Annotated in this window: 15 protein-coding genes and 1 tRNA gene; 4 read left to right on the top strand and 12 right to left on the bottom strand. The window is 31.8% G+C overall.

Features of this window, described 5'->3' with window-relative positions; all coding sequences use genetic code 11:
* The first annotated feature begins 394 nt into the window (after positions 1-394).
* The gene (locus tag ACP6PL_RS03760) at positions 395-901 is read left to right on the top strand and encodes a hypothetical protein (RefSeq protein WP_426542692.1); all 507 of its coding nucleotides are present in this window, start codon (positions 395-397) and stop codon (positions 899-901) included.
* Positions 902-1,219: 318 nt separating this feature from the next.
* Here ACP6PL_RS03760 and ACP6PL_RS03755 read toward each other — a convergent pair whose 3' ends face one another.
* Positions 1,220-1,852 carry a VWA domain-containing protein gene (locus tag ACP6PL_RS03755; RefSeq protein WP_426542690.1) on the bottom strand — a complete coding sequence of 211 codons (633 nt, stop codon included), beginning with the start codon at positions 1,850-1,852 and terminating at the stop codon, positions 1,220-1,222.
* A 2,081-nt stretch (positions 1,853-3,933) separates the two neighbouring features.
* Between ACP6PL_RS03755 and ACP6PL_RS03750 the strand changes: the two genes are divergently transcribed.
* Positions 3,934-4,608: a hypothetical protein gene (locus tag ACP6PL_RS03750; protein ID WP_426542688.1), complete on the top strand. Its 675-nt coding sequence runs from the start codon at positions 3,934-3,936 to the stop codon at positions 4,606-4,608.
* A gap of 372 nt (positions 4,609-4,980) precedes the next feature.
* On the opposite strand, the gene ACP6PL_RS03745 is transcribed toward ACP6PL_RS03750, so the two are convergent.
* Positions 4,981-5,052, bottom strand: a tRNA-Gln gene (locus ACP6PL_RS03745).
* 232 nt (positions 5,053-5,284) lie between these two features.
* Positions 5,285-8,509, bottom strand: coding sequence for a PAS domain S-box protein (locus tag ACP6PL_RS03740; RefSeq protein WP_426542686.1), 3,225 nt, complete (start codon positions 8,507-8,509; stop codon positions 5,285-5,287).
* Between the two features lie 291 nt (positions 8,510-8,800).
* On the opposite strand from ACP6PL_RS03740, the gene ACP6PL_RS03735 reads away from it, so the two are divergent.
* On the top strand, positions 8,801-9,181 hold the full coding sequence (locus tag ACP6PL_RS03735; protein WP_426542684.1) for a response regulator: 381 nt from the start codon (positions 8,801-8,803) through the stop codon (positions 9,179-9,181).
* Between the two features lie 942 nt (positions 9,182-10,123).
* On the opposite strand, the gene cheB is transcribed toward ACP6PL_RS03735, so the two are convergent.
* Positions 10,124-11,263 (bottom strand): chemotaxis-specific protein-glutamate methyltransferase CheB, encoded by a 1,140-nt coding sequence (cheB, locus tag ACP6PL_RS03730; RefSeq protein ID WP_426542682.1) that lies wholly within the window; start codon positions 11,261-11,263, stop codon positions 10,124-10,126.
* A 507-nt stretch (positions 11,264-11,770) separates the two neighbouring features.
* Here cheB and ACP6PL_RS03725 point away from each other — a divergent pair.
* A complete protein-coding gene (locus ACP6PL_RS03725; RefSeq protein ID WP_426542680.1) occupies positions 11,771-13,213 on the top strand; it encodes a CHASE3 domain-containing protein in 1,443 nt (480 codons plus the stop codon).
* A gap of 426 nt (positions 13,214-13,639) precedes the next feature.
* Here the strand turns inward: ACP6PL_RS03725 and ACP6PL_RS03720 are convergent, their stop codons facing one another.
* The 8 genes from ACP6PL_RS03720 to ACP6PL_RS03685 all read right to left on the bottom strand — a co-directional run bounded on the left by ACP6PL_RS03720 (position 13,640) and on the right by ACP6PL_RS03685 (position 26,854).
* Positions 13,640-16,087, bottom strand: coding sequence for a hybrid sensor histidine kinase/response regulator (locus ACP6PL_RS03720; protein ID WP_426542678.1), 2,448 nt, complete (start codon positions 16,085-16,087; stop codon positions 13,640-13,642).
* A 354-nt stretch (positions 16,088-16,441) separates the two neighbouring features.
* Positions 16,442-18,328: a methyl-accepting chemotaxis protein gene (locus ACP6PL_RS03715; protein WP_426542676.1), complete on the bottom strand. Its 1,887-nt coding sequence runs from the start codon at positions 18,326-18,328 to the stop codon at positions 16,442-16,444.
* Positions 18,329-18,645: 317 nt separating this feature from the next.
* A complete protein-coding gene (locus ACP6PL_RS03710; protein ID WP_426542674.1) occupies positions 18,646-20,040 on the bottom strand; it encodes a methyl-accepting chemotaxis protein in 1,395 nt (464 codons plus the stop codon).
* A gap of 372 nt (positions 20,041-20,412) precedes the next feature.
* Complete coding sequence (locus ACP6PL_RS03705; RefSeq protein ID WP_426542672.1) at positions 20,413-20,640, bottom strand: hypothetical protein; 228 nt, start codon at positions 20,638-20,640, stop codon at positions 20,413-20,415.
* A 619-nt stretch (positions 20,641-21,259) separates the two neighbouring features.
* Positions 21,260-22,711 (bottom strand): methyl-accepting chemotaxis protein, encoded by a 1,452-nt coding sequence (locus tag ACP6PL_RS03700; protein ID WP_426542670.1) that lies wholly within the window; start codon positions 22,709-22,711, stop codon positions 21,260-21,262.
* 763 nt (positions 22,712-23,474) lie between these two features.
* Positions 23,475-24,575, bottom strand: a complete 1,101-nt coding sequence (locus ACP6PL_RS03695) for a chemotaxis protein CheW (RefSeq protein WP_426542668.1) — start codon at positions 24,573-24,575, stop codon at positions 23,475-23,477.
* Positions 24,576-24,671: 96 nt separating this feature from the next.
* Positions 24,672-26,228 carry a CheR family methyltransferase gene (locus ACP6PL_RS03690; protein ID WP_426542666.1) on the bottom strand — a complete coding sequence of 519 codons (1,557 nt, stop codon included), beginning with the start codon at positions 26,226-26,228 and terminating at the stop codon, positions 24,672-24,674.
* 488 nt (positions 26,229-26,716) lie between these two features.
* Positions 26,717-26,854 carry a hypothetical protein gene (locus tag ACP6PL_RS03685; RefSeq protein WP_426542664.1) on the bottom strand — a complete coding sequence of 46 codons (138 nt, stop codon included), beginning with the start codon at positions 26,852-26,854 and terminating at the stop codon, positions 26,717-26,719.
* Between the last annotated feature and the right edge of the window lie 98 nt (positions 26,855-26,952).

Genomic DNA, 26,952 nt, shown 5'->3' with positions numbered 1-26,952 from the left:
CGCTTTTTCCCCTATCCAAGGGGAGGCTTTAAACCATAATTATTTAATTATTAATAATTAATAATTAATAATTGGGTAAACTAAATCTAATAATTAATTATTTATTGCTAAAAAATACTAAAATAGATGAAAAATCTGAAAATATCATGCCCTATTTCCTAATACTATAAATATTTTATAAAAAACTGCACCAAGCATTGCTATTTCAGGTAAAACTAAAATTAATTTATCTGGAATTGACGAGAGTTAAAACTATTTAAAGCATATAGTTTATATAAGTTTAATTTTTACTTAATTAGATAAAAGTTAAGAATTATCACAGACCCTAGATAAGTTGAGAGATTACTGTTTAAAATTCAACCTATATAGTTGTTTTTCTTCACTTTCAAAGTCTATGTCTAATTGCGATAATGTCAATAAAAATTTGAGTATTGAAGAAGTTTACACTTGTCCTGTTTGCTATCATGGTCATATTTCAGCAATTACTTTAATGGATGCTTTTTCTTGTAACTTTTGTAACCATATTTTTACTGCCGATCTGGTAAAGCAATCATTAAAAATGGCAGATAGTTCGTCTCCTTTAAGTTGGAGGTGGAATGGTAAAAAATGGAAAGCCGATCATCCTCAAGTAGAATGGAGTTGGGTAATCAAGTTATTAGCAGTTGGATTTGTATTATTACCAACTACATTAATAGGATTAAGTGCTTACTTTTTTCCTCCAATACCAGGTACTCCTTTATGTTGGCTACCGATTGTTTGGACAGGTTTAACTTTTCTATCTCATTTGGCTATTATAGTTAATATTGTAATTGATTATTACCAGTTTCCAGTCAAGTTATACTTCAAAGCGCTGGGACGGAATTTATGGTTTCGGATTTCACCACAAAATTTTTCAATATAGCAATCCTATTTAATTTGTAATATTTTAGTGGCATTTAGGAGTCAGTTAGGGGAGCCGTTGGATTGGCGAAGTACAGGAGTCAGAATTTCCCAGGTTTTTAGTGAAGATTAACTATTATAAAATTATTACAATCAATTTAGGATTGCTATATAAATTTCAATATTTGAAATTTCTACGTCAAATGTGATTAATTAGCAAGAGAAAATATCTAGTTTTTTTGATATTAAACAAGGTATATTAATCAGCCTTTAAATTCTTAATGAGTGAAATAAAAAGCGTTCCGGGTGATATGCAATAAGCTAATTATTATAAATTATCTTAACCAAAAATAGCATTAATTAAAACATCAGTTAAATTCATGTTTTCAAGATCGGCGATAGTAACAGTATTGCAAATGTCAAATTTAGCACCTATTGTTTGTAATTCATTATCTAATAATTTAAAAAAATTAGTGACTTCAGGTTTATTTCCTACCTGAATAAGTGAAATACCTAACTCTTCATCTTGCTGTAAATTATTAGCAGCAGAGATAATAATCTGTTTGACTCGCTCACGTTCTTCTATTTCACCTGCTGTAACAACTAAAATAGTTTCCCCATTAGGTTTTGCTATCTTCAGAGCACGTCGCTCAAAATAATTATCAATCGCATCCTTAAGAGCATCTGCTAAATTAGTTTTGCCCGATGGTTGATTTTCCAGGAAAATTTGAGCTAAATCGGTGGATGTTACTTGGTCATATCGTTTAAAATAGTCAGAGAATAGGTAAACAGTTAGTCCATCTAAATCTAGCTTCTCACATTCACTGGCTAATCTGATGATGGAGTCTTGCATTAAATCCCATGGTCTTCTACCTGTGGGAGAGCCAGATATGTACATATCGTTACTTTTGTCAATTATTAAAGTGTAATCACGCTGTTGTATAGCAGCTCCACCTTCCAGTAATGGGTCCATAAGATTAATCTCTTTTCTGATTATTAACATCTACGTTTTGACATTCCGGCCGTTAAATTAGAGATTATAATTGGGGATTATTGCTTCATTAACATATAACTATAACCAAGTCAAACAAGTTGATACTAATTCACTTTAAGGATGTCACAAATAGTTTCAAACTTTAAATTTCAAATAATTGCCTAAAACTATTGTATTGTCAAAGTTTTTAGTTGATAAAACCTAACTTATGACTTCTAACTTCTGACTGATGACTTCCGTGAAACGGTATGAGTTGTACCCCCTAGATACAGTCCTAATTTTTATTTATCCTAATTGAGGTAATTTTATTTAACCACAACCCAAGCAATTTTTTAACATTCTTGAAAAGACAAAGCTCGTCATATTTTTATTGCATTTAGGACTTTCACAACCTTTAGCTTTGATCTTAGAGAATGTTCTATCGAATTTTTTTCATGTCTGTTGTCAAACTTGAGGATTAATTAATTTTAATCTCTGACTATTTTTCTTAGCTGATGTATAATTATTTTCAACTTTTGTAAATTCTCTAACTTCTGTTGATAATAAATATAAGGTAATATTTCATTTCAAATCTTGGTAATTAGTTATTGTATGATTGAGAAGTCGGGAGAACCGGGTCAGAAGTTAGAATACTGAAGATTTGATGATGGAATTATTTAAGAGTGTTTTCACGAAAGTATGGACAAGATAAAGGTAATTTTTCGATAACTGTATAACAGGATTTCAAATGATTTAAAGTCTGTAAATCATTCTTACTATTTGTAATATTCTGTTTTCAGGCTTGATATTACTAGAAAATTTAGTTAATAGATTAACAAGAATCTTGTTTGATAAGTTGTAAAGTTGATTAACTAGCTTGAAATGCTAATCTCTCTGAGTATTCCTAATGAGGTGTGGGAAGTGTGGGAAGTGGGTGGGGAAATATATATTCTCACCATTACTATGCAGGAGAACTGAATAATTAACATTAACGCTAATTGTAATTATCAAAAAAGTTAAAAATTCGCTGTTAATTATTTAATAATTGAAGTCTCACCTAAGTATAGTATTAATATATGGTAATTGGTATAAGATACATAAGTTTTGGATTTTAGGGAACAGCTATGCGACCTTATATCGGCGACAAACCCAAGGGAATGGGCATCAAGAGAGGTAAAAGCTAACAGGGAATAGGGAAAAGAGAATAGGAAAGAGATAAAAATACTGTACTTCATTAATATGAGAACTGCTATATCCCCGGATCTATAATTTAAACCCCGTATCTTGGAGTTAATCCCTATTCCAATTTAACAAGAGTCCTCTGGCTATATTTTAATATAGAGCTTCTTTTGCTAAATTGGTGATAGTCTAAATAATTTTTTGTACTTACTTACTGTTTATCTATTGCCAAAAAAATCTTTTTCTAGATCATTAAAAACTTCTAAATTATGATTAAATTACAAATTTAATTTTTCCGTAAAAATTCTGGATTCGCTCAGTTTGGCACTGTAGCATCTGGTTGGTAGTTGTTGGTATTTTCTCTGATTAAGCAATTTTGCTGAAAATTTTTCAGTCAATTCTCATGACTCTTAAGCTTTGAGAAAATATTTAATTTCCGGAAAACATACCAAGTCAAATAGAAGTTAAGAAAGAGTAGTTTTGAGGATTTTGTGATGGAACTAACTGAACTTTTTCAAGTCTATTTTATTTAGATACATTTTTTGTAATATCTGCTACTAATAAGACCATGAGATAGAAATAAAGTCCGTTTTAGTGCTGAAAGATGAAGTAGAAATACATAACTTGAGTTAACTAATCATGTTTATTTTACGATTCTTTCCCTATTGTGATCGACAAAGAGTTAAAACATTTAGCTTTGTTAATGTTCTAACTCAGCATAACCTAGCAAACCATAGAAATAAATTATTTATAGATTAATTTCTGTAAGCATAAAAAAATCCAACTTCAACTTAGTATCTCAATCGTATAAACCACCTAGATCGAATTCCATAGCTCCAGAATAATATCTCATCTAACTAATACGCATAAGTAAACCTATAAATAATCGAAGGATATGAACTATGAAATCTAACTCTAAAAATTATGAACTCGATGGAAAGGAGCGAGTTAATCAAAAATCACCTCATCCTTTTTTATTAGCATTAATTTTAACTGGAATCTTAGCTGCTGAAGCATATCCAAATCTCACGGAAACAGCAATTGCTGCTGTAAAAGTTCTTCAATCTCCCCAAGTAGAGACAAATGGCAAAAGTACTTCTAAAGCTGATAAGTTTGCTAATCTCTTCAAATCTGCAACAGAGACTAAGGTTGAATCTCAGACAGAAATATCTCAACCTTTTTTCCTAACTAATAAATCTCTAAATCACATACTTGCTGTGAAGCAGAACTCTATTAATAAGGATTTTGATGATCTCAAAAAGTTCAGTAAACCAATTTCTGACGAGGCAGAAAAATTTGCTAATCAAACTGAAAAAATCCCTAATGATATAGTTGATGTTGTTCGCCAAGATTTAGGTAGTCAAATAGGTATTGCCCCTGAAACAATCAAACTAAGTGAAGTTACTCAAGAAACTTGGCCAAATACTTGTTTGGGGTTACCAAAAAATGATGAGCTTTGTGGCCAAAGATTAGTAGAAGGTTGGCGTCTTGTCTTGTCTGATGGTAAAGATGAATGGGTTTATCGTACAGACAATGAAGGTAAGCTGATGAGAGTAGAACCCAAACAGTTAAGATAAATCTGAGAAATTAACAAGCTATTAGCTTTCAGCTAAAAAATTGAGGGTATAGGTATCCCACTATCTTGTTCCAATTAGGGTTTGCTCAATAAATCTTATGGGTAGAGGGTGGAGTTAGGAGTTAGGGGAATTTATCAGAGATAGCCGGATATATTTGTCCCTTGATTTTTATGACCAGAATACTAACTTTTTGTAGCTCTAGGGACAGAAAAGCTCGCACTTTTTCTACCAGCCCAGATTAATGGTTTATATTGATGGGGAATTTCAACTCCCATCATATGGCAATGATTTTTTAAAGCTAAGAGCTATTTCGATTATTTAAGCAAGGCTAAGATACAGATTTATTGGATTTATTTAGTTAATCTAGTTTAACTGGGGCGGAAGGATTCGAACCTCCGAATGGCTGGACCAAAACCAGCTGCCTTACCGCTTGGCGACGCCCCATCTCGTCAACATTTAATATAATAGCACCTATATCTGGGAATTTGTCAAGGGTTTTTTTCATAATTTTGAAGTTTTGATGGTGAAGGAGTTATGGACTTAAATTTGATGGCAGGTAGATCTGAAGTCAGAAGTTAAATTATTTATTGCTGTAAGTAAATCTGAGAGTTTAATAATGTCCACGCTAGTAATGGTGATTGTTGTGGAACTAAACAGAGAAATAGACTAAAACAGTTTAAATGATTGATTTGAGAGCTTTCGGTGCTTTGATGGGGATTTTAATCATAAATTCAGTGCCTTCTCCTGATTGGGAAGTGCATTTCAAGATACCACTATGTTTCTCAACTATAATTTGGTAGCTAATGGAAAGGCCAAGACCTGTTCCCTTTCCGACTGGCTTAGTGGTAAAGAATGGATCAAAAACTCGATTAATTAAATTTTCTGTCATTCCTGGACCATTATCTGTAACGGATATAAGAGCATATTTGATATCCGACGTGGATAGATTTTGATTTTCATCTTGACCATCTGTTGCTTCTGCTTCTTCAGAATCTAGGTAGGTAGTAATTTTAATAGTCTTTGGTTCCACTTTACCTTCAAGGGCATCGATGGAATTACCAATAATATTCATAAAAACTTGGTTGAGTTGTCCTGGATAGCACTCTACTTTTGGCAAATCACCATACTCTTTGATAATCTCAATCCCAGAATCTTTCCCCTTTGACCTAATCCGGTTATCTAAAATGAGCAAGGTACTATCAATACCTTCATGGATATCTACTACTTTTTTCTCTGCTTCGTCTAAACGGGAAAAGTTTCTTAATGATAGAACTATTTGACGAATACGTTCAGTACCCATTTCCATTGAAGAGATAATTTTGGGTAAGTCTTCCAGTAAAAAGTCTAACTCTATATCTTCAGTTTTATTCTCAATTTCTGCTACAGGATCTGGATAATAGTTTTGATAAAGGCTTAACAGTTCGAGAATGTCTCGTATATAATCTTTAGCGTAGGTGATATTGCCATGAATAAAATTTACAGGATTATTAATTTCATGGGCAACCCCTGCTACTGTTTGACCAAGAGATGACATTTTTTCTTGTTGGATTAACTGAGCTTCTTTTTGCTTTAAGTTCTTTAAAGCTTCACTGAGATGATGTGCTTGGGTTTGCGCTGCTAAAGCTGCTGCACGGGTTTGAGCATAAAGTTCTGCTTGGTCAATGGCGATCGCTAATTGGTCTACTACTGCTTGGAGTAATTCTACTTCACTATCTTTCCAAGGTCGATGACTATTATACTGGTTACAGATAACTCCCCCCATTTGACCGGAACGAGTTTGCAATGGTAGCAATAATGTAGATTTCACTCCCAAATCTTGCAGATATTGCTGCATTTGTTTAAGCTGATTGTGATTGATTGTTTCTGTATTGTCAAGTTGTAAAATTTCACGATTCCGAATTTTATCTGATAAAATTGTTATTTGTTCGCTGGGATATTCTGGGGTTTGAACGAATATTTTGGGGTTAGAAGCTTCATGGGTAATGGCAATGGTAGTAATTTGACTAGATAAGCACCAAATGAAGAAACATTGGTCAATTTGTAGGAGGTTTCTAATTTCTGTAACTGCAGTTTCTAATATCTTGTCAATGTCTAGGGAATCTCTAATTTGACTGGCGAGGCGAAATAGTAAAGCTTCTCGGTTACTTAATAGTTGTTCTTGAGTTCTCACTCGATCTATAGCAGTAGCGATCGCGCTGGCCACCCAAGTAAGTACGTCTCTGGCTGACTCTGTAAGAGTGTTATGACTCCATATACACATTACCCCAACAACTCGACTATCTGAGGTCAATATAGTAAAATCATTTGTCAGTATTTGGTGTTCGTTATTGGAGTTAACTTCTGAGTTGAGAATTTCAGAAGTTAAGATGCTTTTTGGGGTCAGTAATTTCTGTTGATTTTCTATGTCTACTTTTAAGTTGTTACCGAATAATGCTTGTAATTCTAGTTGACTCGTTTGAGTATTAATAGTCCAAATTCCTGAACCAATAACATCTAATTCTGCCACGATCGCTTTAACACAATGTTGGAGAATATTATTCAGGGAACTCCCTGCTCCCAGAGCTACTCCTACTTCAGCTTCTAGGGAGGATAAACGCGCTCGCTCTAGCAAAGCTGCTTCTGCACGTTTGCGTTCTGTGATGTCTCGTGAAACTGCTACTAATTCTATAACTTTTCCTGTTTCTGGGTCTTGAATTTTTTGACAAGTGGTTTCAAACCAGATATAAGAGCCGTTTTTATGGCGCAGTCGGTGAGTGAAGGTATCTCCTTCCGGTTGTTGAGAGATATTAATTTGAGATAATTTCCGGTCTTCTGGATGAAATAGATCGTAGATACAGTTTCCCACTAATTCATCTGGTTCGTATCCAATAAGATAACGACAGGCAGCAGAAGCAAACAAATATATACCTTCTGAGGTTTGCCTAGAAATTAGGTCAGTTGAATGATTAGTAAGGAGTCGATAACGTGCTTCACTGTCTCGCAGTGTTTCTTCTGCTTGTTTTTTTTGGGTGATATCTGTTTGGATACCAATAAAGTGGCTCACGCAACCATCATTATCTCTGACTGGAGATATTGCTAATTCATTCCAAAAGGGAGTACGATCTTTGCGGTAATTTTTTACGACTACAAAGCAATTTGTTTCTGACTTTATGGCTTGGCGAATTTGAGATAATGCTACAGGATCGGTGTCAGCACCTTGTAAAAATCTACAGTTTTTGCCGAATATTTCTTTACTTGAATAGCCTGTAATTTTTTCAAAGGCAGGGTTACAGTAAATAATTGGATTATTTGAATGGCTATTGTCAGTAATAACTATGCCATTGTTGCTAGCAGCTATCGCTCTTTCTAGCAGAAGTAGTGTTTTTTCTTCTGGATGGGCGTTAACTATTCTTTGTAGTTCAATAAACTTTCCACTAAAATTATATAGCTTTCTTTGTAATTCTACTTGGTTACTAATATGAATAGCTAGTTTTTGTAATGGTTTTTGACATTTCTTTGTTAAGCTTCTGGATACATAATCCATCAATGATAAAATACCGATCTGTTGACCATTAATATTAATCGGAATTCCCACATAAAACCTGATTTTTGGTTCTGATAATACTAAGCTATGATTTGCTATTCTTTCATCTGCTAATGTATCGGGTATAATTAAAAATGTTGCTTCTTTTTCCTGTGATTGAGTTTTGTTTTTTTCTAAGGAACTTAGAATTACTTCTACAAAATTTAGGTATCCATTATTTTTATTATTAATACCTGTTTGAGATTTTAACCAAAAGTACTTATCATCTCTAAAGCTAATGAATGCAATTGGAGTTTCAGCTATATGTGCTGCTAACTCTGCCATTTCTACAAAGGAAGTTTGAGTAGCTAATAGCTGATATAATGATTTTACTTCCATTCTAGTGACCTTCCTTGTTTAAACTTTTATTCTTTATGATTCAATAATTAGGTAGTGCCCTATTATTTTAGAATATAATCTTGAATATATTAACAACTTTAAAATTTATCAAACTATCTTGCTTTATTATGGGATCATAGCATAAACTAAAATTGCTTAACTACAAACTAAGCTTATAGCTTATTTGTAGTTATAAAGGAGTAAATTAATACCTATGATTTTTTTAGAATAAAGCAGATATAGTTAAGGTGTTGACTCATGGACAAAGGGGGACTAAGTTTAGGTAAGAATATGTCAGAAACTGAAAGTATAAAAAAGACTATCTTGGCAGTTGATGATAGTAAAATTATGCATGGGATTATCAAAAAAGTTTTGGGTCAAAAATATAGGGTGTTAATAGCGGATAATGCTGTGGATGCCTTGTCAATGATTTATCATGAGCAAGTAGCAGTTCTGTTACTAGATGTTTCGATGCCTGGTATAGATGGTTTGGAACTATGTCGTACAGTACGCACTATTCCTCAATTTAAAACTTTACCAATTATTATGTTAACAGCAAGAGATAGTTCTTTTGATAAAGTTCAAGGATATTTAGCTGGTGCTACAGAATATCTGACTAAACCTTTTGATGAAGAAAAGTTAAATCAGCTAATTAGTCATTTTTTAAATTAATATTCAGTAAGCATAAACAAAAATTAAGAGGGGAAAACATACAGCAGTTTTCTAGTTGATGAAGTACATATATTTGTGGTTTTAGGCAGATGGGTAATATCAAATCCGGTAGTATCGGTGTAATTAGATAGTTAATCTAGGAGTCAGGAGTCAGGAGTCAGGAGGAAAGGGAATTTAGAAACATTTGCTCTTGAATGAAGATGAAAATTTTTTTTATACCGAATTAAGCGGATTTGATATAACAGACAAAAAATATTTATTATATTAATCGTACCACATTAACCTGGAATCTGGTTTCATTAATGGATAATTACCTCTAGTTAAAACCGTAACGGAATTCAATTTAAAGAAATCTTATTAATCGATATTTGATAATAGATAATCAAAACTATCTTTTATTATCAATATTGATTAATTATCAATTATCAATTGGTAATTAATGTAGAAGTAAAAAACATACACAACTATTTTTTTGAGTTTATATTAATAACTAGGGAGTTAATATTGATATTTTTTTAGTTAACAGAAGCAGTTAATCTAGTTATCTCAAAATTAATTATTAGTATTAAAGTTGGAATTTATAGCAGTCACCATTACTAGGACAAATATTCTCAAATATAATCCGTGCTGCGAATTTAATTTATGACTTCTGATATCATGTCCGCTGGTATCGTTTGTGTAAAAGTTAGGGTGAATATGTACAGGAAATTTAAGTTTTTTCCAGCTTTTAAGCCTTCTTCCTTCTTACTTCTTCCTTCTTCCTTACCCTTACTTACAATACTGATGCTACCGGACTTGATATGATACCAATTCACTTTAAAAATATCACAAATAGTTTCAAACTTTAAATGTTAAATAATTGCCTGAAACTATTGTCTTGTAAAAGTTTTTAGTCGATCAAATATAACTTCTAAATTTTGACTTCAGTGAAACGGTATGACTTCAGTTATATCTGCTTTTGCCAATATAATTTAGTAACTTATGACTAATATCATTGATTGACAAAATATATTGGGCAGCTCCTAAAGCAATAGCTTCTTTAGGCATACCAAATATTATAGAACTAGCTTCATCTTGGGCAATTGTCAAGCCACCTGCTTGAGCGATCGCCTGCATTCCATCTGCTCCATCTCTACCCATTCCAGTCAGTAAAACACCTGTAGCAGAGGAGCCATAAAAATTAGCGACTGAATTAAAGGTGACGGTAATTGAAGGGCGATGTCCTCCAATTGCTGGTGTTTTTGAACAGAAAAATTTACCTCTATTATCTAATTCTAAATGATGATCTTCTGGTGGAAAGTAGATTGCTCCTGCTTCTGGTAATTCTCCTGAGATAGCAATTTTTATTGGTAGTTTACATTCATTAGCCAACCAATTTACTAAACCGTTTAAAAAACCATTACTAATATGCTGAACACAAATTATAGGTATAGGAAAAGTAGAAGGTAAATTATTAAGAATAGTCTTTAAAGCTTGAGGCCCACCTGTAGAGGCTCCAATTGCTAAGATTTTAATAATTTTTGATAATCTAGGATATTTAGGTATAGTTTGGGGTGCAGAAACACTAGGACTTTTTGCTAGCTTATGCTGTATATTTCGGACAAATAATTGTTGTCTATATTCCCGATTTACTGTATTTATATGATGATAGTGGCGAGTAAAAACTTTAACTCCAGAAAGAATTTTAATCTTGTTAATTAATTCCTGCTTAATTGCATCATAATCTGAAGTAAATCCAGTTTGTGGTTTAGGAAAAACATCAACAGCTCCTGCTTCTAAAAGTTGAAAAACATTCTGGGTATCATGCTCTTGAACAGAACTACTAATAACTAAAATTGGTCGTGCATATTTATGCATAACTTCCCTCGTAAATTCTAATCCATTCATAGATGCCATGTGTAAATCGGTACAAATTACATCTGGCTGTACTTGAGGAATTAATTTTAGTGCTTCTAAACCATTTTTAGCTGTGCCTACAACTTCAATTTCTGGAGAAGTAGCAAAAATTCTTTTTAGAACTATTAAAGCTATTGGCGAATCATCAACAACTAATACTTTAATGACTTTTATTTTCTTTGTCATTTCCAGGATAATTATTTATAGTAGTTTGATTTTACAGTAGTTTCCTACTAATATATTGATGCTTTTAAGCAGTAGGAGAAGATGAGTCGGACGATAGAAAACAAGCAAAAAATATTTATCCCATCAATTATACCACATTAATCTGGGATATATAGTGTTTTTGTCTAAGTCTTACCTGGATGCTGTGTTGCTTGAAAATGGTTTTGAATATATTCGAGTATACTGTCGATCATCCCTTGCTAAAAAACACCCTTTTATCTTGTTATAGTACAATTTAATTACTTTTATAAAATATGTATTAATCATAATTATTAGACAATATAGCAATTCCCATACTGGCGAAATACAAAATTCGTTTGTTTGAGGAAACAGGGAATAAAAAGACAATAAAGATAACTGTATCTGACGAATTTCAGAAACACTATATTTCCGTAATTTGCTTATTATATGAATAATAGTACTGAATTAATCAAGTAGTTCCAGAGAAAACAAAGACAGGATAGATAAATGAATATTAGAGAAGTTTTACCTGTAGGAGCGGTCGTAATTATTGGTACATTTGGAATTAGTAATATTCTTTCCCAAAGTAGTATTCGTACTTTAGAAGAATCTGCTGAATGGGTTGCTCATACCTATCAAGTTAAAGGTTTATTAAAAGGATTAGAAAAAACTTTAGTTGATGCAGAAACAGGACAACGGGGATTTATTTATTCTGGCCAAGAAAACTTCCTCGAACCATATAATTTGGCTCAAGAAACAATTGATGATAATTTCGAGGAACTTAAAACTGAAATATCTGATAATCCTGAGCAACTAAAAAGATTGGCTCAAGTTGCAGATTTAGCAGAGTCTAAAATATCAGAGTTAAAACAAACTATCAAATTAAAAAGAGCTGGTGAAGAAGAAAAATTAAGAGAATTAGTGCTATCTGGTCTAGGTAAGGAGATAATGGATGAAATTAGGCAAAAAATTGATGAGATGATAGCAGTAGAAGACCAACTCCTGAACGAAAGAAAAGAACAAGAAGAAAAGGCTTATCAGTTAGCAATAACTGTTTCGTGGAGTAGTTTTATGATAGTTGTAATAGTAAGTCTAGTTATCATATTTATGATTAATAAAATTGCCATTCAACCTATTAATGCTGTGGCTAATTTAATTGCTACTTCTGCTAATGAAATTGCTGCTGCAGTCGAACAACAGGAACGTACCGCTTCTTTGCAAGCTAATTCTGTTAATACTACTACTACAACTATGGATGAGTTGGGGTCATTTTCTCGTCAGTCTTCCGAACAAGCAAATGCAGCTAATAATACTGCCAAATTAACTCTAGAAGCTGCAGAAAAAGGAAACCGTACTGTCAAGGAAACATTTGATGCTATGAATAATTTAAAAGTAAAAGTCGAGGCGATCGCCCATCAAATTTTGAGATTAAGGGAGCAAGCTAATCAAATTAGCCAAATTTCTCAGATGGTGGGAGATTTAGCAAATCAAACAAATATATTAGCTTTGAATGCAAAGGTGGAAGCGGTGCGTGGGGGAGAGAATAGTCAAGGTTTTTCCATTGTTGCTGCTGAAATTAAGAAATTAGCAGCACAAAGTAAATCATCTGCTGAAAAAATTAGACTTTTAGTGGAGGAAATTCAAGACTTAATTTATTCAACAGTGTTAGTAACTGAAGAAGGAACTAAAACAGTTGAATTAGGGATAGAAATAACGGATAGAACAACTGAAGCTTTTGCTAGAATAACTAAGTCGGTAAACAATGTAGTTATTAATAATCAACAAATTTCTTTAAATATTCAACAGCAAGCTAATGCTATTCAACAAGTAGTAGAAGTGATGGATAGTATTAATCAAGGAGCAAAGGAAACGGCATTGGGAATTGGTCAAACGCGCACAGGTACGGATAATTTAAAGAAAGCTGCAGAGCAGTTGAAAAATATAGTATAGGGAGCTTAATAATTAATAATTAATAATTAATGAGTTGAATTCTTTAACTATTAATTGTTGAAAAGGAGCTTTAAAAATCCATGCCGATGATAACTGATAACTGAAAAAAGGAGATTGACAAAAAAATTTTACCGAAATATTGTGGTTTAAAGCCTCCCCTTGGATAGGGGATAATAAATCAAAATTTTCCTGTTCGTCAATCCTCTTCTTTTCAAGGAGAGGTAATTCTCAATTCTTAATTCTCAATTCTCAATTCTTTAAATGGTAGTATGAACCTCATTTTTTTATTATGATCGCTTGATTAAAATCATATTAATAAAAATGTTAGGTAGGCATGGTTATTCCTAATTCCTCCTTTCAAAATAATGAGTTAATAACTCCTACCTGATAGCTGATAGCTTATAGCTGACGGCTGAATGCTTACAATTAAACCAACCTTTTTAAAGTTTCTAAAAGAACTTCTTGATTAAAACTATCTTTAGTAATGTAAGCATTGGCTCCCACTTCTGCACCTTTTTGTTTATCTTCATTAGAAGATAAAGATGTTACTAAAATAATGGGCAATTCACTATAATTTTTATTTTCCCTGATTTTAGCAGTTAAACTCAAACCATCTAGATTAGGCATTTGTATATCAGAAACTACTGCATCAAACGAACGAGTTTGTAGTTTATTAAAAGCATCCAATCCATCAACTGCAGTAATAACTTCATAACCAGCACTTTCAAGAATTCTCTTCTCTTGGGTTCTGGTAGAAATAGAATCTTCTGCTAATAATATTAAATATTTTTTATTAACTATCTCAACTTCTTGATTATCTGATTGTTCGATCAAATTGAAACTTGGAACAGATGTAGATAATTTCCGCGCCGACTTGAGCAAATCTTGGGGATTTAAAACCATACAAACATCACCACTACCAAGAATAGTTGCACCAGCAATATTTCTCACCCGTTTCAATAATTTACTTTGAGGTTTAAGCACGACATCTTGTGCATCAATTAAAGTATCAATAAACAGTCCTAATTGTTCATTTCCTACTTTTAAAATAATACAAGGTTTTTCCTGGTCATCAGCAATTTTTTCGTGATGACTAACTGAGATTTCTAGTAAATCTGCTAGTCGAGCAACTGATACTGGCTCATTATCAAAAATAATAGTATCTCTACCTTCAATTGTAAAAATTGATGCTATACAAACCATTAAAGTTGTTTTAACATACTCAACTGGCAAAGCATAATACGTCTTTTCAATGGCTACAATTAATACATTGATTGTGGCGATAGAGGTGCTTAATACTACTCTAATATAACATCCTTTTCTTGGTTGAGATTCGATTGAAATAGTTCCTTTTAGTTCTTCTATATTTGTCTTAACTACATCTAAACCTATACCTCTACCAGAAACTTCAGTAACAAATTTTTTTGTAGAAAATCCAGGGGTAAAAATTAGAGATTGAATTTGTTTTTGTGTCATATAAGCTAATTCAGATTCACTACAAATATCCTGTTTTATTGCTTTTTTTTTAATTTGCTCAATATCTAGACCTTGCCCGTCATCTATCACTTCAATTATTACATTATTGGCAGTATTATATGCTCTTAATTTGATTGTAGCAACTTCTGATTTCCCCAATTTTTTACGTTCTGTAGGTGTTTCAATTCCATGATCCACAGCATTACGAATTATGTGCATTAAAGGATCTTTCATCTGTTCAATAATCCGCTTATCTGCTTTGGTATTACCACCTTCAATTATTAGTTCTACTTTCTTACTTTCTTGTCTTGCTAAATCTCTAACAACCCTGGGAAACATATTAAAAATAGTAGATAAAGGTAGCATGCGCAGAGTGCGAACTCCGCTTTCTATTTCATTAGTAATTAAGTCAAGTTTAGCAACGTCTTCATGGATATAATTTCTGAGATTATTAATTAATAATCCTAGCTTTTCTAGCTGTTCTTCTGATCGATGATGATAGCTTTCTAATTGTTTGATGGAGTAATCATTAATAGTAGTTCTATTACTAACATTCATATCATGGATAACAAAGCGATTTTTAAATATATCTCGGCTCCATTCTTCCCACAAATTTGTAATTTCTTCAATTTCCGCTAGTCGGTGAGCAAGTCGAATTTGGGTTACTGTTAATTCCCCTGTTTGAGTCATCAATGAATCTAGGTTGCGGGTAGGTACGCGGACTGTTTCAATATGATAAGAAGTTGATGAGGTATAGGAAGATTCAATGGTGACACTACTTTTATTTAACTCAGTTTTAGTAAGAGATAAAGGTGATACATAAGTTGGTTTTTCTGTATAAGTAGGAGTAGGTTCATTAATGTTATTTACTGGAATATTTTCTTCTGTTGTTTTGGGTTCTGGAGTTGGGGATGATAAATCATTTTTATTGACTTTTTGCTCTTCTATAGGAGAATTAATAGAAGTGCTTTCTTCAGACGTTAAATATGTTTTATTTTCCTCTTGTGATTGGGTATTAAGATTTTTAGCACCCATCAAATTTGCTAGTATATAAACAGTATTTATACCTGATTTTTTTCCTGTAACTTCCTCCTGTATAAGTTTACGAATAGCATCTAATCCAACTGAAAGGCGATCGCTAGTTTCTGGAGATATAACTTTTTCTCCTCGTTTAATTTCTCCTAATAAATGTTCTATTTGATGAGCAATTTGGGATACATCTTTAACTCCTAACATTCCAGCATCCCCTTTTAAACTATGAGCTTCTCGTAGCAGTTGTTCTAATTTTTCTAAGTCCTCTGGATGTTTTTCTAAATATAAGAAACCTTCATCAAGTTTTTCGAGATGTTCTTCGCTAGCAGTTTGAAATACTTCCCGAAGTTCAGCATCTTCTATCATAATTTACTCCTTAATAATTTAAGTTAAAAGTCAAAGTTTAAGGTAGATATTACTAATGGATAATTGATAATGGATAATTGATAATTCATCAATTCGGTTTAAAACCTCTCCTAATAATTGATAATTTATGGATAAGATTGGAGATCTATAATAAAATGTGTAATTAATTTTGCACAAGCACTTATAAGATTTTATCGTAGGGGTTTGGTCTCCAAAACAAGTCCATAAATGGGATTTAGAAACCAAACCCCTACAGCTTTATCTCACAAATCATTTAGGATTACTATAGATATTTTAACTAATATTATGTCGGTTTAATCAGCCAGAAAAAAAATTTCTATTCCCTATTCCCTATTAAACTATAGTTTTAAGTTTAAGAGCTGCTTCATAAAGTTCTTGAGTGCTAGTTGTAACTTCGGAAATACCCTGAGCTGTTTCAGCAGCAACATAGTTAAGATTATTCATAGATTGGATTACTTTTTGAATAGCAACTGCTTGTTGTTCAGTATTATGATAAATTTGCTGATTACTAGCAAATAAATCAGAAACAACTCGTGTTAATTTTTGAAAGGTTTTTGCTGTGAATCGTGCTGTTTTCACAGTAGCATCTAATGTTTTTTTTCCCTCGTTTGTCACCTTAATATTGGAATTAATTGCTGTTTGAATTTTTGGCACAATAAGATTAATTCTTTTTGCAGCTTCAGAACTTTTATCTGCTAATTTCCGAATTTCTTTAGCTACAACAGCAAATCCAGTACCTTGTTCTCCAGCTCGTACAGCTTCTACTGCAGCATTTAGGGCTAAAATATTAGTCTGCATTGCTAAAGAACTTACTAAATTTGCCAAAGTAGAAATATTACCAATTTGACTTGTTTGTTCATCAAGTTCCTGATTTTGCTGAGTAATATTATCAACAGTTTCTCTCAAATTATGCATTTGTGAAAAAGTTTTTTCTACCATTTTACTTCCTTCTTCAGCTAAAGTTAAAGCTTTACTTGCTGCTATTGCAACTGATTCTGCTTGTTGAGATATTTCTTGAGAAGTTTTACCTAAAGTAGTAATATTATTATTAGTTTCATTAGCAACTAATGACTGTTCAAATGTAATCTTTTCTTGTTGATTCATTGTAGACAGTATTTTATGGGAAAAATTCGAGACATTATTAATCAAATTTCTGACTATTTGAGCTATGTTCATTATAGTCAACCATCCAATAGATAAAAAAGTTATCATGGATAAAAATATAATTATTAGGGCTATAATTTTAAATTTATGTACGGCAGCAAATACAATTTTTTTCGGTAAATCATAGACTATAACTAAAAAATTATTAGCATTGCTTTCTCCTAAAAAAATAGTGTTATAAGTAATCACACTATCTACACCATCAACAATATCATTTTGACCGCCAGAGAAAATTTGATTAGCTGCTACTTCTGAATAATATTTTTGAATTTTTTCGTCTGTATCTAATTCAAAACCCCATTCTCTTTGAGGATCTGGATGATATAAATAGTAACCATCTTGATTCAGGATAAAATCCGTACCAAAATTATCTTGATTATCTTGTTTGACTTGTGCAAAAATACGGTCAACTAGCAAGTTACCAATAATAATTCCTTGACGTTTTCCATCTGTTGAAAATATAGGAGTTGCATATCTAATTGTTGGTTTATAAGGAATTTCAATTTCTCCCCTTTCTCGATTAAGATTTATCTGGGAGACGTAAATTTTACCTAAACTTAGTTCCATAGTTTCTGTAAAATATTCTCTCTGTGCTTTATTTTGTAATTGCTCTTTAGGAATAGTTTTGATAGTCAATCCATCAGAGTCCACTCGTACCATTTCATTGCCATTTTCATCCAAATAACGTAACTGCATATAGTATGGTTTTGCTTCCATAAATGCCGTAAATATTACACTGAGTCGTTCTACCCAAAGATCATAAGTAGAATTATCTTTTGGGTCAATTCCCTTGTTGTTTCTAGCTCTCACAATTCCTTCGATGGGAGGAACTTTACTGAGGAATGAAATATCATAACTAATATTATCTAAATAGCTAACTAGATGTTCTGAACTATCATTTATTTTTTTGTTAAGGTTAGTTAATGCTAAATTTTGCAGGGCATTTGTAGTTGTATGAATACCATATAACCCTACTATAGATACTGGAACAATTGTACTTAGAATCAGAATAATAAGAATTTGATACTGTATTTTTTGAATAAATTTATTAATCATTTTTAGCCGTGATTAAAATTAATTAAATTTAATAAGGAAAATAATTAAGTATTTATCAGGTTTTCCTTGAGCATTGGTCATAAACAGAAGTCAGTTAAGGAGTAAAAATATAGTCACCTAATTACTAAAAATCGTTGGCTTAAATCTACTTTAAAAGTATTTTTTTCCCTTGCTTACCATTATTTATAGCGGTTTTTATCAAGATAGAATACATAAATTATGACTTTAAGATAGAAGATAATTATGCTGAAATTATATATGCTATTAAAGTGAAAAGCAGTATAAATTTTAAATTTTAAATTTTGACTTTTGACTTATTAAATCATATCTCTCAGAGACAAAGCAGTTTGATTAAGTTGTTGAGTACCAATTTTAGTTTGAGAAATACCACCAGTAGTTTCTTGTGCTGCTTTATTCAGATTATTCATTGCTTGACCTATCTGCTGAATAGCAGTTGCTTGCTGTTGAGCATTCAAAGAAATTTGTTGAATATTTACAGCAACATCATTAATAGCTTCTACAATATTTTCTACAGCTTGTGTACCTTCTTCAGTTACTATTACAGTAGAAGTTGTAGCATTCTGAATATCTATAATTAAAGAGTTAATTTTTTCTGCTGACTTTCTACTTTTATCAGCTAATTTTCTAATCTCCAAAGCAACAACCCCAAAACCTTTTCCATGTTCTCCAGCACGGACTGCTTCAACTGAAGCATTTAGGGCTAACATATTAGTCTGATTAGCTAAATCACTAACAATATTTGTAACAGTAGAAATTTGACTCAAATGTTCACTTAAACGCATAATTTGAGACTTAATTTTACCAATTTTATCTTTTAAACTATGCTGTTTTGTATTTTGATCCCTACTTGCTAATACTAATACCTGATTAGCTCCAGTAGATGCAGCTTGAGCTTGTTCTGCAGATTGACGGGAAGAAGCAGCTAATTCATCTATACTGGTTGTAGTTTGATTAACTGAAGTCCCTTGCTGTATTGCTAATTTTTCTTGTTCTTCTATTGTTATGGCAATTTGAGTTACTGCTGAAGCAATAGCATTAGCTTGCTGATTAATCTTTTTAACTATTATTGAAATAATGAAAATACCAATTCCCAAGACTGCAAATAGAGATATAGCTGTATTAATCCAAACTATATTAGCTAATTCTCTTAAGTCTTCCTCTTGCTGTTTTTCTGAGGTTTGAACAATCTCTTGTTCTATTTTTATAAAAGCATCTAATTGGTCTGATATTTGATCGGATAAATCTCGACCTACTCCAATTCTCCACTTTTGAATTGCTGCTTCTACTTGATTAGCATCAATTAAATTAATTAACTCCTGGTGATATAAAATTAGCTTTGTTGTTAATTCATTAATTTCCTCAAATATCTCCTTGTGTTGTTCATCTGTAATTAATAAGTCTAAATTATTAGCGAGAGTTTTATACCTAGTTTTTGCTTTATTGTATCTTTTCAAAGAATCTGTATTTTTTTGAATTAAGTACCCTCTAATATTTGATGACATTCCTTGAACTTGAATTTCTAGGTCCCCCAAGTTTTCTCTAATTGTAAAAGAGGTTGTTAATTTTTTTGCATATTCTATAGCTTCTTGCACATGATTTGATATAATTACTCCTGATATAACTGACATAATAACTGGGAGTAAATATCCAGCAAAAATCCAATACCTAATCTGAGCAAATTTGAACATCATAATAGCTTTTACTCTTAACTTAATTTTTTAATTATATCGATAGTGTTTGTAAATAAAATATGTAGGCTTGAGGTGATGAGATTAATTTACATTTATGGTGTATAGAGAATAGCAAAAGTCTTGACTATTTGAGAATTAACTATATTTTAGTCAATGATTCTAGAAATATTAACTGAATTGCCAGTAGTTCTGTTCTTGTCTCCAGTCCTATTCCCTACACCCTATTAACTTTCTTAGATTTACTGATACATTCAGTATCTAATAAAAAAATAATAATTTGTAATAAAATACAGTCCTTTGTATAATTAATCAGTACATTAAAAATAGTGAGTAAAATAACTTATTATTTGCTGAAAAGCTAATTTCCGTAAATTAAACCTCACCATTTAATTTTATAGCTGTTTCACTCAGTTTTTTTGTCCCAATTTTTGTCTGATAAATACCAGTTTTTGTTTGTTGAGCCGCAATGTTAAGAGTATTAATACCTCCAAGCACTTGTTGAATAGCTCCAGCTTGTTGTTGAACTATTAAAGCAATTTGTTGACTACTCAATGCACCTTCATTTGCTACCTCCTTTACCCCACCAAATATCTCGCCCATTTCCTGAGCAATTTTTTAACTTTTAACAGTAGTTTTGCTTCCTTCCTAGGTAACTTTTACTGTCGATTTAATAGATAGAATCAACTGCTATACATGATAAAATCAAGCTGGAGATTACAAAAAAAATATAGTAATTTTTTTTTGTTAATTTCATTTTTGGTACAGGTAGTAGGGAGTAAGAATAATACCATTTATCAAAAACTTTTCTACATTTTATTGAGTAGGGGAGTGCGGGAGAAGTAAAAATAAGAATAATTGACATTAACCATTCAGTAATTTTAAAAAAGTTATTCTACCTGTCTAAACAACTTAATAATTGAAGATCCACCTAAGTATAACATTACTTTTGGTAATTGCTATAAAATATCTTTGCTCTTAGGAAACGAATCATTAAAAAAATTACTGAATCTTACTTATTACTTAATAACTGAAGTCTTGAGGAAGTATAGCATTATTTTTGGGAAATTTAGAATGGATAATAGATAATTAGAGCATTAGAGAGTTAGATAGAAAATTAGAGATTAAAAAAAATATTTCATTATCAATTATCAATTCTCCATTCTCCCCTACTCCCTAATTCATACAATAGACTTTAAATCTGTACTAACTTCATTCTAATTCATACAATAGACTTTAAATCTGTACTAACTTCATTAAGTTTTTGAATCCCTTGTTGAATTTGCCCTAAACCACTCGCTGTTTCTTGCGCCCCTGTATTCAACTCATTCATCGCATCTACTACTTGCTTAATAGCGATCGCTTGCTGTTTAATATTAAGAGAAATTTGCTGATTATTTAAAACAACATTATTAATTGAATCTTTAACACCATTAAAAGTTGTGGCTGTTTGTTGAGCAATTTTTACTCCTAATTCTACATTTTTTGTACCTGCTTCTGTTGCCATAACTGTAGAATTAATTGATGTTTGAATATCAGCAACTAATGTATAGATTTTTTCCGCAGACTTTCTACTTTCATCTGCTAATTTACGAATTTCACTAGCAACAACACCAAAACCTTTACCATGTTCTCCAGCACGAACAGCTTCTACTGCTGCATTTAAAGCTAACATATTAGTTTGATTAGCCAAGTCACCAACAAGCTGAGAAATATTACCAATTTGATTTGTTTGTTCACTTAAACGAGTAATTTGTTGAGCGATCGCCTCTACTTTTTCACTTAAAGAACCCATTCCTTCTAAACTTGTATCTACCGCCTCTGTTCCCTCTTCAGCTAAACTTAAAGCTTGTGTTGCTGCTCCTGCTGCTGCTTCAGCTTGTTCTGCTGTTGCTTGAGAAGAAGCACCTAATTCTTCCATAGTTGTAGTAGTTTCATTTACAGAACTAGCTTGTTGAGCGGCAGTACGTTCTTGCTGAGTTATTGTAGCAGAAAGTTCTGTAGAAAAATTTACTATATTTTCAGTTGTATTATTAATTATTTCACTAATCTTAGTTGTGATTGTTACTCCCATAATACTTGCAATAACTATCAACAATATTGAACCTATACCTAGTAACCATAACAAGACAATTAAATTATTTTTAGTTCCTTCTGTTTCTGCTTTAAGTAATTCTTTTTTTGTAGTCACAAATTCATTACTTAATCTTTCAAATTCATCAAGTAATTGTTGACCTTGGAAAGTATTAAATAAAGCTACAGCCTCAGTTTGCTTACCCTCTTTTGCCAATTTTATAACTTGATTAGCAAAAGATTGAAAATCATTTTTAACCTGCTCCATTTTGTCTAAATTTTTTTTATTCCCAGGAACATCAATTGATGCTCTTACAGACTGAATAGTTGTATCTAATAACTTTGAAGCTTCATTATATTCGTCGATAAATACTTCTTTTTGAACAGCTAGATAACCACGAAGGCTACTAACCATTTTTTCTTCATTTAATGTAACCTTATTTGTATCTAGAACTAAAACTTGTACTCTTTCAACTTCTTTTAAAGTCTCAAATACTTTATTAGCAGTCCCATAAACTATTCCTGCTAGCCCTAGGAATAAAACCACGGGAATTGTATATGCTAACAATAAAATGTTTTTAAATTTAAATTTTTCCCACATAATTTTTTTTTTCAATTAGTTAATTATTGATTTTTGATTTAACTACTACTATTGTTTCACAATTAAATATTTATATTTAATACCTCCAGATAATTAATTTAATATTTGAAGCAAGTAGTTCATTAATGGATAATTACATCTGCTTAAAACCGTACTTGATTGAATTATCAGAAAATCACCTGTTATTTTTTTCTTAGTTGATTGGATATGGCTTACTTCGAGAAACCTCGTTATCTCATCCTAACGAAATGCTGTCTCTTGCACAGGCGCTGCCTCTTGCACAGGCGCTTCGCTAACGCGAGCGCTTTTTTTCCTTAAAAAGAGAGGCTTTAAGAGACTGTTTGTAAAAGGAATATTAAATCCAGGCATAGTGGCGTGACATAACTAAAATGTTGCAATAAGTATAGGTTCGGTTGAGGGAGGTAGCTTGCTTCCCGTAAGGGTAACGCAACAACAATCTTTCTCCCATACTCAAGATCTATGCTTTACCCAGATAAGATCGAATTCCTTACAGGATAGGGGAAAGGAGGAAGAGGGGGAAGGGAAGAGAAGACAAACCTGCCATTTCTCATATCTAGGACAAAGGTGACTAAAACTGAATAAGGCAATTTCACCATTTGCCAACTCTGACTAGCTACTTAAACCATCTCTCCATACTCCCCACACTCCCCACCCTGCAATGCTTATAAAACTTATGGGTAAGGGATAGTACTCAAGATACGTGTTTCAAAATTTTTGAGAAATGGTATAATTTATGACTAAGCTAAACTTCTTGTTCCACAATTAAACCTTTATATGTAAGAATTTTCTGAAAATTTATAATACTCATCATCTTTTCTCGATAAATAGCAGTTCCTAATAAATATTCATTGTGAGCTTGAGAATGATTAATTGCAGTAGGAATTGACTTAATATCTAAAGGATTAAGATACATAACATCAAATACTTCATCTACCCTAATACCAGCTACTAAATCATCTACCTCAAATATTAGTGCTTTATTTTTATTACTTTCTATTGCCTGAATCGGCATATTTAAAACACCTCGAATATCCAACAAAGTGACAATCTCACCCCGTAAATTAATATTACCAAAAATATGTTCAGGAGTACAAGGAATAGGAGTAACTTTGTGAATATCAGTAAACTCCCGTACTATTGCTAAATTCATGGCAAAATATTCTTTATTTAAACCAATTACCGCTAGTGGAATTAAGTTACTAAAATCTTGACTTTGAGTTTCTAATCTCAAATTTTTTGCTCGCTCTTGGAAGATAGCTCTTTCTTGTGATGTAGCATTTTGGCAAAATATTAATTTTGAATATTCTTGATATTCAGCTTTTTCTAAGGAATTTTCTTTAACTAAAGCACCTATACTATCCTGATTATCTATAGAAAATTCAGCTACTTCTTCCATATATCTAATAAGATTATTACTAGATAATAAAGTAATTAATTTTTCTTCCAACTTAGCTAAACCTGTAACCAAATGTAATTTATGATTTCTATCACCTCCCTGATTAGATAATTCTCCTTGACTATATATTTCTGTTGTTATTTCTGTTGCTGGAATATCTTTGACTTCGTAAACTTGATTGACAATAATACCAATAGTAGATTCCTCCCACTCTATCACAATCAAACTATCTGTCAAAGAATATTCTTGCTGCTGATACCCAAAACGAAGATTTAGATCCATTACAGGTAATACATCTCCTCTAAGATTAATCACACCAATAATAGGGTTTGGCATTTCCGCGATCGCCGTTACTTCTGGTAATAAAAATATTTCTCTAACTGACAGTGCTTCTACTCCATAAAAACAGTTATTATGTAAAAATATCAGATATGATTTATTTTCCATATTTGTTTTTTATTAATTTTCTAGACTAGGCATAAACCAAGTTTATCCAGGACATTCATAATCAAAATAATCATAGCAATAAACCCGATTTATTGTTTAAGCCCCCGCTTCTAAATACTCAATCAATTGAGAAACTTTGATTCCTCCTTTATATTCTATAAGATAATTTGCAGGTAACTTTCTCAGTAATTCTAAAGCTATATTTTTCATCTTTTTTGCCCGGATAATATTTTTTTCTGCTGCATATAGTGAACCAAGTTCTATATAAGCAGGTATCTCTTGTGGGAGAAGATAAATTATTCGCTTTAAAAAAATTTTTGCCCCTTCTATATCCCCTTGTTCTTCTGCTATATTAACCAGCAAATAATAAGGCTCTACTGAAGAAGCATTTATTTCTATTGCTTGATTACAATAAAAAGTAGCAGGCTCATACTTACCTATATTTGCATACAACTGAGCGAGTAACTTATACACCCTAAAATTTTTTGGATTTAGACTAAGAAATTTTTCTGCTTTTTTAATAGCATCAGTATAAGCTTTAGCTGCAAATAATTCTGCTGCTTCTAACAACAAATTCTCGGATTGACTAAGTTGCAGATTACTATTTTTTTGATTAATTTCTCTGGTTATTTCATCTTTTTGATTTTGATTATTTTTCCTGTTTAAATCAAATAATATTTGTTTTTTAGTATCATTGCCAATACCAGAATCACTCGATATTTTGCTTTCATATCTTGAATTAGTAAATGAAGACTTCAAACTTTTCTTTATAGGTATCGTCTTTTCTGCAAGTATCGGCAAACTATCAGCCAAGTTATTTTCATATTCCCCGTCTTCAGAACGCTGATAAACTAAAGATTCTGGAAAAATTTTAACCTGAAATTGACTAATTGCTTGACCGTATAACTCCGCATGAGCAGTTATCAAATACCCTCCCTTTTTCAGAGATTTATAAAATTTTTTCATCACTAATGAAATATGCTTTGCTTCAAAATAGATAAAGACATTGCGACATAAAATTAAATCAGTATAATTAGGAAAATTATCTTGAACCAAATTTATATTTTCAAACTTAACTATTTCTTTTACTTGTTCGTCAAGTTGCCATTCTCCCTGAAATTCATAAAAATACTTATTTTGTATTTGCTTATTTATTAAACGAAACGACCAATGACTATAAACACCTTCTTTTGCCTTCGCCAGTACTACTTCATTAATATCTGTTCCCAAAATTAAAATATTCCATTCTTGCCAGTCAGGAATTAATTCTTGAACCATAATTGCTAAAGAGTAAGCTTCTTCTCCCGTAGAACAACCTGCACTCCAAATCTTTATTTTTTTTTCGTTAGATGCTATTTTAGACTTAATAATTTTTGGCAGAATAACATTTTTGAGTAATCCCAACTGTCCCTGGTCTCGAAAGAAATAAGTTTCAGTTACAGTTAACAATATTATGAATTTTTCCCATTCATCTTTACTTGTTTTATCTTGACTTTCTAAAAGTTGATAATATTGTTCTGGAGAAGATAATTTTAGTAATTTAATGCGCAAAAATATTTTATTACACAAATTGTCATAATCTTGCTCTCGAATATGCAGACCTGTATAATCAGCAATTAATTGAATAAACTTTTGTGATAAAGTCGGATTCATTATTTTTCGGTTAGGAGTCAGGAGTCAGGAGTCAGTAGTCAGAAGTTAGGAGGGAAGAGGAAAAAGTTTTAAAGTATCAGGAATAGCTATTTTTTTGATTGCTAATTATCCTGACATGATATTAACAGTAGTATAGCAAAATTTGTAGGGTGCGTTATATTTTATTAACGCACCCTACTAGACTCTAGCTCCCTTCAACCGAACATAATATTAATATCTAATCTCAAACCATTTTTGAGCATTAATAAAACGAATCAAATGTTTAACATTTAGGAATTAAAGCCATTATTGACATTATTTAAGTTCTAATTTTTCGCGTTTGATATGATAGTAAACCTAAAACACCACTGTCAATAAAAACTATCATTCTTACCTATATAATTTGTGTCCTGATGGTCGAAAACTATCCATAATTTGTTTTAATATTTATAAGTTTTTTCGTCTAATTTGTAATTCAGTTTCTGTGACTTTTTCTTCTATTTGTTTTTTTAACCATTCATTGCTGGTTGATTCAGACGTATTTGTTCTTCTATCGTGCGTCCTTGATGTTTTAAATAGGGAGCAAAATAACTAGGATTTTCTGTGTAATTTAGATATAATTTTATTTCGGTTTTTTTCTCTATCAATTTCACTATAGCAATATTTCAGTTATCAGCTCTAGTAGGGTGTGTTAGCGGAGCGTAACGCACCGTAAAATTTAGGATAATTTGATAATTAGTAGTAA

It is taken from the genome of Dapis purpurea BLCC-M126 (assembly GCF_050015975.1).
Lineage (GTDB): Bacteria > Cyanobacteriota > Cyanobacteriia > Cyanobacteriales > Microcoleaceae > Trichodesmium.
Note: the sequence above shows the minus strand (reverse complement) of the source record. Positions and strands in the feature narration are given on the sequence as shown.